The sequence below is a fragment of the Pseudorhodobacter antarcticus genome, assembly GCF_900110135.1.
Lineage (GTDB): Bacteria > Pseudomonadota > Alphaproteobacteria > Rhodobacterales > Rhodobacteraceae > Pseudorhodobacter > Pseudorhodobacter antarcticus.
The window spans coordinates 70,973-78,507 of the sequence record NZ_FOCO01000015.1 but is presented as its reverse complement, the minus strand read 5'-3'; the positions used below and the strand labels follow the sequence as shown (position 1 = coordinate 78,507).

The window sequence follows — 7,535 nt, the reverse complement described above, 5'->3', positions numbered from 1 at the left end:
AAGCCATGGAAACCCGACACTCCTGGCGCGATCGCGCGGAACGAGGCCCTCCGCGCGTCGAAACGCTTCGGCCGGACGATATGGCGACGATGGAGCGGCTATCACCGCCGAAGCCGCGTCGAAACAAAGATGCACTGTGTCAAACTGCTGGGTCAGCGCCTTATGGCGCGGGACTTCGACCGTCAGGTCGCGGAGTTCCAAGTTCGTGTTGCCGTCCTGAACGGCTTCACCACTCTCGGCACGCCCATTACAGAAGTCGTGGGATAAGTCTGTCCGGGGATAGGGGAACCCTCACCGTCAGACCATTTGTGCAACAGAGCCCCGGAGCAGCTGCACTGCGAGCGCAAATCGAAGAGGAATACCGCCTTATCGCTGCGACCACCCGCCGCGCCCTTGAACAAGGCCTTGTTCCGCCCCCCGATGTCGGCAAGATGGGGCGATTATCAGCCAGGACACAGGCAAACGCGCATGCAATATATCGAAAACCGCACCTTTGACGAAATAAAGGTGGGCGACAGCGCCGAATTGACCCGCACCTTGCAGCACGGCGACATCGAACTGTTCGCCATCATGTCCGGCGATGTGAACCCCGCCCATGTGGACGCCGATTATGCCAATTCTGATATGTTCCACAAAGTCATCGCACATGGCATGTGGGGCGGCGCGCTGATCTCGGCGGTTTTGGGCACCGAACTGCCGGGGCCGGGCACCATCTATCTGGATCAAAACCTGCGGTTTCACGCGGCGGTTGGGCTGGGGGATACGGTCACTGTCCGCCTTACCGTGCTGGAAAAAGGCGCCAACAACCACGTCACCCTCGGCTGTCTGTGCGTGAACCAACACGGCGACACCGTGATCGACGGTCAGGCCCGCGTCATCGCCCCCACCCGCAAGGTCCGCCGCCCCCGCGTCCTGCTGCCAGAGGTGCATCTGCACGAAAGCGGCGCGCGGTTTGCCGCCCTCATGCAGGCCACCGCCGCCTTGGCCCCCGTGCGCACCGCCGTGGTTCACCCTTGCGATGCCCTGTCGCTGGGTGGCGCGCTGCAAGCAACCGCCAAAGGCATGATCATCCCCATCCTGATCGGCCCGCGCCCCAAAATTGAAGCAATCGCCACCGTCGAAGGGTTCGATCTGACCGGGGTGGAAATTGTCGACACCCCCCACAGCCACGCCGCCGCCGAAACCGCCGTGGCCCTTGCCCGCGCAGGCAAGGTCGACATGCTGATGAAAGGCAAAATCCACACCGACGAATTGCTGGACCCCGTGATCCACCGCTACACAGGCCTGCGCACGGACCGCCGGATGAGCCATGTTTTCATCCTCGATGTGCCAACTTATCCCAAACCCCTGCTGATCAGCGACGCCGCGATCAACATCGCCCCCGACCTTGCAACCAAGGCCGACATCGTGCAAAATGCCATTCACCTTGCTCATGCGCTTGGCATCGCTTGTCCAAAGGTGGCGCTGCTGTCGGCAGTGGAAACGGTCAACCCCAAAATCCCCTCCACCCTTGATGCGGCCGCTTTGTGCAAAATGGCCGACCGGGGCCAGATCACGGGCGGCCTGCTGGACGGGCCGCTGGCCTTTGACAACGCGGTGTCCACAACTGCGGCCACAGCCAAGGGGATTGTGTCCGATGTGGCAGGCAACGCCGATATCTTGATTGTCCCAGACATGGAAGCGGGCAACATGATCGCCAAACAACTGATCTATCTGGCAGGGGCCGAGGCGGCGGGCGTGGTCCTTGGCGCGCGCGTGCCCATCGTCTTGACCAGCCGTGCGGATGGGGTCAGATCGCGCCTCGCCTCTACCGCCATTGCGCAACTCTTCATCCATGCCAACAAAAAAGGCGACACCCCAGATGTTTGATAAATTGCAAAAACTGGTCCTGTCCGTCGCGCTGATGCTGCCCAGCATCGCGCAGGCCGATGGGGCCTTGCCGCAAATCTCGCTGGCCGATACGACCCGCTGGGCCTATTTCAGCGACCAAGTCATGGGTGGCGTGTCTGAGGGGCGCGCAAGCTTTGACCAAAGCGGCGGCCAGCCCGTGCTGCGCCTGACGGGGCAGGTCAGCACGGCCAACAACGGCGGGTTTATCCAAGCGCGCACCAAACTGGACACCCCCCTGCCCGCCAATGCGACCGGGGTCATTCTGTCCGTGCGCGGCAATGATCAACCGTATTTCGTGCATCTGCGCACCACGCGCACCTTGCTGCCTTGGCAGTTTTACCAAGCAACCTTCAACACCACCAACACATGGTCCGAAGTGCGCATCCCCTTCGCAGCCTTCACCCCTTACGGCAGCTTTTTGGGCAAAACCTTCAACATCACATCCGTGCGCAGCATCGCAATCGTCGCCTTCGGGCGCGATCATACCGCCGATCTGTCGGTCCGCGCCGTGGGCTTTTACTGACCGTCAGTCGCCAGCCGCAGCAAATACGCGCCATAGTCGTTTTTGGCAAATGTCTGGGCCCGCGCGGTCAACTGCTCGGTCGTGATCCAGCCAGCCGCATGGGCGATCTCGTCGGGGCAGCCCACTTGCAACCCTTGGCGCAGCTGCAACGTGCGCACAAAATTGGATGCATCCAACAAGCTGCCATGCGTGCCCGTATCCAACCACGCAAATCCCCGGCCCATTTGTTCCACCGACAGACTGCCCTCATCAAGGTACAGCTGCAACAAATCAGTAATCTCCAACTCGCCGCGCGGCGATGGTTTCACCTGTGCCGCCAGGTCCGGCGCGCGTTCGTCCAGGAAATACAGCCCCGTTACCGCATAATTTGACGGCGGCACAGCAGGCTTTTCCACAATCTCGCGCACTTGGCCATCCGCATCAAACGCCACCACGCCGTACCGTTCCGGGTCGGCCACGCGGTAGCCAAACACAGTGCCGCCTTGCGGTTTGGCATCCGCACTCGCCAACATCTCGGGCAAGCCATGGCCAAAAAAGATATTGTCGCCCAGCACCATCGCCGATGGTGCCCCATCCAGAAAATCACGCGCCAGCAAGTACGCTTGTGCCAACCCATCCGGCGACGGCTGCACGATATAGGCCAGTTGCAACCCCCACACAGACCCATCGCCCAACAAACGCTTGAACTGCGATTGGTCCTCGGCGGTTGTGATAATCGCGATTTCGCGAATACCCGCCAGCATTAAAACCGACAGCGGGAAATAGATCATAGGCTTGTCATACACCGGCAACAATTGCTTGGACACGCCCATCGTGATCGGCCACAGCCGCGTGCCGGAACCCCCGGCAAGGATAATACCCTTACGCTTCATACACTCAATTCCTTCAAAATATCGTCAAGCCCTTTGCGCCAATCGGGTTGGTCAATGCCAAAGGCGGTTTTCAACGTGCTGCAATCCATCCGGCTGTTAAACGGGCGGCGCGCAGGTGTGGGATAGGCGCTGCTGGGAATATCTGTAACCTGGCAAGCCAGCCCCGCGCGGTCCATAATTGCCCGCGCAAAATCCGCCCAATTTGTGCTGGGTGTGCCACAAAAATGATGCGTGCCGCCCGCCTGTCCTGCCTGCATCGCAGCACATACCACAACCAAAGCCTGCGCAATCGCCGCAGCAGGTGTCGGCGCGCCAAACTGATCGGACACCACGGTCAACGCTTCCCGCGACGCCCCTAGCCGCAGCATGGTTTTCACAAAATTATTGCCATGCGCCGACACAACCCAACTGGTGCGTAAAATCAACGCATTGCCCCCTGCCTCACGCACGCCAACTTCGCCCGCCAGTTTGGTGCGACCATACGCCCCCAAGGGCGCTGTCGGATGGTCTGCCACAAACGGCGCATCACCCGCCCCATCAAACACATAATCGGTGGAGATGTGCAAAAACGGGACCCCAAGGCGGGCACACTCAACCGCCATCGCCGTGGGCGCATCGCCATTCACCACCAGCGCCGCTGCTTCTTCAGCCTCGGCCTTGTCCACCGCGGTCCATGCTGCCGCGTTGATCACCGCCGCAGGCCGCATTGCGGCAATGGCCGCCACGCAGGCCGCAGGGTCGGCCAAATCCGCCGCCTCCCGCCCCAAAAACACCGCATCCGGCAAAAGGCGCTGCAACTCCATCGCAACTTGGCCGGTTTTGCCAAAAACCAAAATGCTCATGCTTTGGTGCCCAACCGCTGGCCCACGCTGCCTTGGTCCTGCAAGGGGCGCCACCACGCTTCATTGTCCAAATACCACTGCACGGTGCGCGCCAAACCTTCCTCCACGGTGACGCTGGGCCGCCAGCCCAACTCCTCACGGATACGGCTTGGATCAATCGCATAGCGGGCATCATGGCCGGGCCTATCGGTCACAAAGGCAATCTGATCGGCATAAGACCCCTGCGCCTTTGGCCGCTTTTCATCCAAAATCGCGCACAGCGTTTTCACCAACTCCAGGTTGGACCGCTCATTTTCGCCACCAATGTTATAGCTTCGCCCCAGCGCGCCCTTTTCCGCCACCAACAGCAGCGCATCCGCGTGGTCCTCCACATACAGCCAATCGCGCACATTCGCGCCATTGCCATAAATCGGCAGCGGCTTGCCCGCCAGTGCGTTCAAAATCACCACGGGAATCAGCTTTTCCGGGAAATGATACGGACCATAATTGTTGGAACAATTGGTCATCACCACGGGCAAGCCGTAAGTTTCATGCCACGCCCGCACCAAATGGTCGCTCGCTGCCTTGGACGCCGAATAAGGGCTGCGCGGGTCATAGGATGTGGTTTCCGTAAACTGCCCTTCCGCGCCCAGTGACCCAAACACCTCATCGGTGGAAATATGGTGGAACCGAAACCCCGCCGGTTTGCCGCGTACCAGCCAATGGCTGCGCGCCGCCTCCAGCATGTTGAACGTGCCGGTGATGTTGGTTTCAATGAAATCCGCTGGCCCGTCGATGGACCGGTCCACATGGCTTTCTGCCGCCAAATGCATCACCACATCGGGCGCATGCTGCGCAAACACCGCATCCAACGCCGCGCGGTCGCGAATATCGGCCTGCACAAAACTGTACAGGTTCGACGCCGAAACATCGGCCACATTTGCCAAATTCGCGGCATAGGTCAGCGCGTCAAGGTTCACCACCTCATGCCCGCGCGCCACGGCCAACCGCACCACCGCCGACCCGATAAACCCGGCCCCACCTGTCACCAAAATTTTCATTGCGCAGCCTCATATGTAAAGGGGCACGCAACATCCGCCAAAAGCGGCGCCACTGCATCCTTGGCCGACAATTGTACACCGCCCGCAGGCAGCGCGCCACACATCGCCCAATCAATGCCAATCGTTGGATCATCCCAGCGCACGCCCCCATCACAATCGGGCGCATACACATCGGTGCATTTATACTGCACCTCCACATCGTCGGTCAGCGTCAAAAACCCGTGCAAAAACCCTTTGGGCACCAGCAATTGCTTGCCATTTTCGGCCGACAGTTCAACCCCAACCCATTTGCCAAAACCCGGCGACCCAGCCCGAAAATCCACCGTCACATCCAAAATCGCCCCACGCGTCGCCCGCACCAACTTATCCTGCGCATGAGGGTGCGATTGGCAATGAAGGCCGCGCAGCGTCCCGCGCTTGGCAGAAAATGAATGGTTGTCTTGCACGAAATCCATGTCAATTCCGGCGGCCCGCATCTGTGCGGCATTCCAGCTTTCGGTAAACCAACCACGATCATCGCCAAAACGGCGCGACGTCACCACCAACACACCGTCCAAAACCGTCTGTTCAATTTTCATCGCATCAATCCCGTTACCGCACGCGAATTGTCTTAACGGCTTTTTCCCCGCCCCTCAATCCAGTAAAAACGGGCGGTTTTGCAGCATTGGGGGCAAAACCCTATGGGTTCACGGCATGCAGCCCAACCGCGCCAACCCAGCAGCCAAGGCCCCATCCACCCCATCCCCCGACACCAAGCGGTCGCCAACGCCGCACCGCTGCACGCGGGCAGGGTCAGCCACCATTGCCGGGTCTCCCGCATATTCCACCAACCCGCTACCCAGCAGCGTATACAGCCCCGAGGGGCGCGGGGCGGACATATACCCTTCGGCCAACACCAAACCCGGCGTCTGCGCAAACACGCCCATCCCCAACATCCGCGCGGCCAAACCTGTTGCCATCGGCTGCCCTGTCACGCGCACCACCGCACCTTCCTGCGCATTTTGCGGCAAAATCCCGGTGATCAAGCTGCCGCCAATATCAATCGCCGCCCCATCCGCGCTGAAAAAGAAACTGCCCTGCATCCGCGCTTGCGCTTGCGGCGGGATAACCGACACGGCGGATGCAATGATCGCCGCCCCTTGCCACAACCCGCCAACCGCCACCCAATCGCCCACCCGCACAGGCCCCACATCCGCTGGCAACACAACGCGCGTACCCATCACCACCGCACCCCCGCCCGAAAGCGAGGCCACCGGGCCAATAATCGGCAAAACCCGCTCCAACCGCAGGGCGCGCCACGCATCGCCCTCCGGCTCCACCGTGGCCGCAACCGTATCGCCGGGGCGCAACGCCTCAGCGGTTTCCACGCCAATCCCGCCGCTAACCGCCAAATTGGGCGCAAAGCGGATATGCTGGCCGTTCACATAAATGCTGCCAAGTTTGGTGATGGTGCCCACAATGCCTGTGCCCAAAATACCGCCTTCACGCGGCTCTGGCTTGGTTTGTGCGGTGGCAGACAAGGCAAGCCCAACCAACACCGCCACTAAGACCCCAAAAACAGCTTTCATTTCGGCCCCTTGCCTTTTCCCGGGGTGGCCAAGACATAGGCCCCCATCACAAACCGCCCCTTTGCGCCCCGCTTTGGCGCGGACGCCTCGCGCAGCGCATGGGCCAGCGCATTGACCCGCTCCAACGCGGCCTGCGCCTCAACCCGCGCCGCCGCCTCCAACACCGCCAGATCATCATCTGTCAAATGCGAATAGACAACGGCCCGGTCAAAATGCGGCGCAGCCGTCCCGGTCAAATTGCCCACCGCCGCCGTCAAATGTGCGCCAATCGTTACGGCAAAGGCATCAATCGCACCCGCCCCGCCCTGCGGCAACGCGCTTGCGGCGATCAAGCGAAAATCGCCATCTGCCAATGCCGCAACCGCACCTTGTTCCAGCAACATCTCCAACACCGTGGCGGGTGGCACATCCACCCGCGCGGCCCGGATCAAATCATCAAACCCGCCCACGCCTTTGCGGGCCAAATCCCGCGGTTTTCCCACCGTTTTGCAAAACGGCTTGGCCAGCCGCCAATGGCTTATCACGGCGGCTGCGGCATTCACTTTGGTGCGGCCCACACTGGGGGCGGGCGCGTGGCGCAACCGCTTCACCTCTTTGCGGTTCAACCCGGTCAACAGACTGATGCGGCTGTCGCTGTCCGCGCGCCCGTCCTGCCCTTCTGCGGCGGTGACCAGCGCTTGCTTTATCGCCTCGGTCGCTGTGGCAATCGTCATGCCATGCGCAACCATCGCTTGGGCCAAAGGCACAAGCAGTTGGTGCATCATCTCGGCAAAATGGGCGCTGTTATCATCCGTCATTAC

8 protein-coding genes and 1 pseudogene are annotated in these 7,535 nt (G+C 61.0%); 3 read left to right on the top strand and 6 right to left on the bottom strand.

The window, feature by feature from the left end; genetic code table 11:
• The 3 genes and pseudogenes from BMY36_RS09635 to BMY36_RS09625 all read left to right on the top strand — a co-directional run.
• Positions 1 to 267: pseudogene (locus tag BMY36_RS09635) on the top strand (IS5/IS1182 family transposase); the annotation flags it as partial.
• 201 nt (positions 268 to 468) lie between these two features.
• The gene (locus BMY36_RS09630; protein WP_050519690.1) at positions 469 to 1,869 is read left to right on the top strand and encodes a bifunctional enoyl-CoA hydratase/phosphate acetyltransferase; all 1,401 of its coding nucleotides are present in this window, start codon (positions 469 to 471) and stop codon (positions 1,867 to 1,869) included.
• The gene (locus tag BMY36_RS09625) at positions 1,862 to 2,413 is read left to right on the top strand and encodes a CIA30 family protein (RefSeq protein ID WP_050519691.1); all 552 of its coding nucleotides are present in this window, start codon (positions 1,862 to 1,864) and stop codon (positions 2,411 to 2,413) included. Before BMY36_RS09630 ends, BMY36_RS09625 begins: the two co-directional genes overlap by 8 nt.
• On the opposite strand, the gene rfbA is transcribed toward BMY36_RS09625, so the two are convergent.
• The 6 genes from rfbA to BMY36_RS09595 all read right to left on the bottom strand — a co-directional run bounded on the left by rfbA (position 2,407) and on the right by BMY36_RS09595 (position 7,532).
• Positions 2,407 to 3,285 (bottom strand): glucose-1-phosphate thymidylyltransferase RfbA, encoded by an 879-nt coding sequence (gene rfbA / locus BMY36_RS09620; protein WP_050519692.1) that lies wholly within the window; start codon positions 3,283 to 3,285, stop codon positions 2,407 to 2,409. The genes BMY36_RS09625 and rfbA overlap by 7 nt on opposite strands.
• Positions 3,282 to 4,127, bottom strand: coding sequence for a dTDP-4-dehydrorhamnose reductase (gene rfbD / locus BMY36_RS09615; RefSeq protein ID WP_050519693.1), 846 nt, complete (start codon positions 4,125 to 4,127; stop codon positions 3,282 to 3,284). Before rfbD ends, rfbA begins: the two co-directional genes overlap by 4 nt.
• A complete protein-coding gene (gene rfbB / locus BMY36_RS09610; protein ID WP_050519694.1) occupies positions 4,124 to 5,167 on the bottom strand; it encodes a dTDP-glucose 4,6-dehydratase in 1,044 nt (347 codons plus the stop codon). Before rfbB ends, rfbD begins: the two co-directional genes overlap by 4 nt.
• Positions 5,164 to 5,745 (bottom strand): dTDP-4-dehydrorhamnose 3,5-epimerase, encoded by a 582-nt coding sequence (gene rfbC, locus BMY36_RS09605; protein WP_050519695.1) that lies wholly within the window; start codon positions 5,743 to 5,745, stop codon positions 5,164 to 5,166. Before rfbC ends, rfbB begins: the two co-directional genes overlap by 4 nt.
• A gap of 108 nt (positions 5,746 to 5,853) precedes the next feature.
• Positions 5,854 to 6,735 carry a hypothetical protein gene (locus BMY36_RS09600; RefSeq protein WP_050519696.1) on the bottom strand — a complete coding sequence of 294 codons (882 nt, stop codon included), beginning with the start codon at positions 6,733 to 6,735 and terminating at the stop codon, positions 5,854 to 5,856.
• Positions 6,732 to 7,532, bottom strand: a complete 801-nt coding sequence (locus tag BMY36_RS09595; protein WP_050519697.1) for a DUF6502 family protein — start codon at positions 7,530 to 7,532, stop codon at positions 6,732 to 6,734. The genes BMY36_RS09600 and BMY36_RS09595 overlap by 4 nt, the downstream gene beginning before the upstream one ends.
• Between the last annotated feature and the right edge of the window lie 3 nt (positions 7,533 to 7,535).

Coding starts and splice junctions, on each gene's coding strand:
- BMY36_RS09630 (WP_050519690.1), top strand. CDS start 469: ATGCAATATATCGAAAACCGCACCTTTGACGAAATAAAGGTGGGCGAC.
- BMY36_RS09625 (WP_050519691.1), top strand. CDS start 1,862: ATGTTTGATAAATTGCAAAAACTGGTCCTGTCCGTCGCGCTGATGCTG.
- rfbA (WP_050519692.1), bottom strand. CDS start 3,285: ATGAAGCGTAAGGGTATTATCCTTGCCGGGGGTTCCGGCACGCGGCTG.
- rfbD (WP_050519693.1), bottom strand. CDS start 4,127: ATGAGCATTTTGGTTTTTGGCAAAACCGGCCAAGTTGCGATGGAGTTG.
- rfbB (WP_050519694.1), bottom strand. CDS start 5,167: ATGAAAATTTTGGTGACAGGTGGGGCCGGGTTTATCGGGTCGGCGGTG.
- rfbC (WP_050519695.1), bottom strand. CDS start 5,745: ATGAAAATTGAACAGACGGTTTTGGACGGTGTGTTGGTGGTGACGTCG.
- BMY36_RS09600 (WP_050519696.1), bottom strand. CDS start 6,735: ATGAAAGCTGTTTTTGGGGTCTTAGTGGCGGTGTTGGTTGGGCTTGCC.
- BMY36_RS09595 (WP_050519697.1), bottom strand. CDS start 7,532: ATGACGGATGATAACAGCGCCCATTTTGCCGAGATGATGCACCAACTG.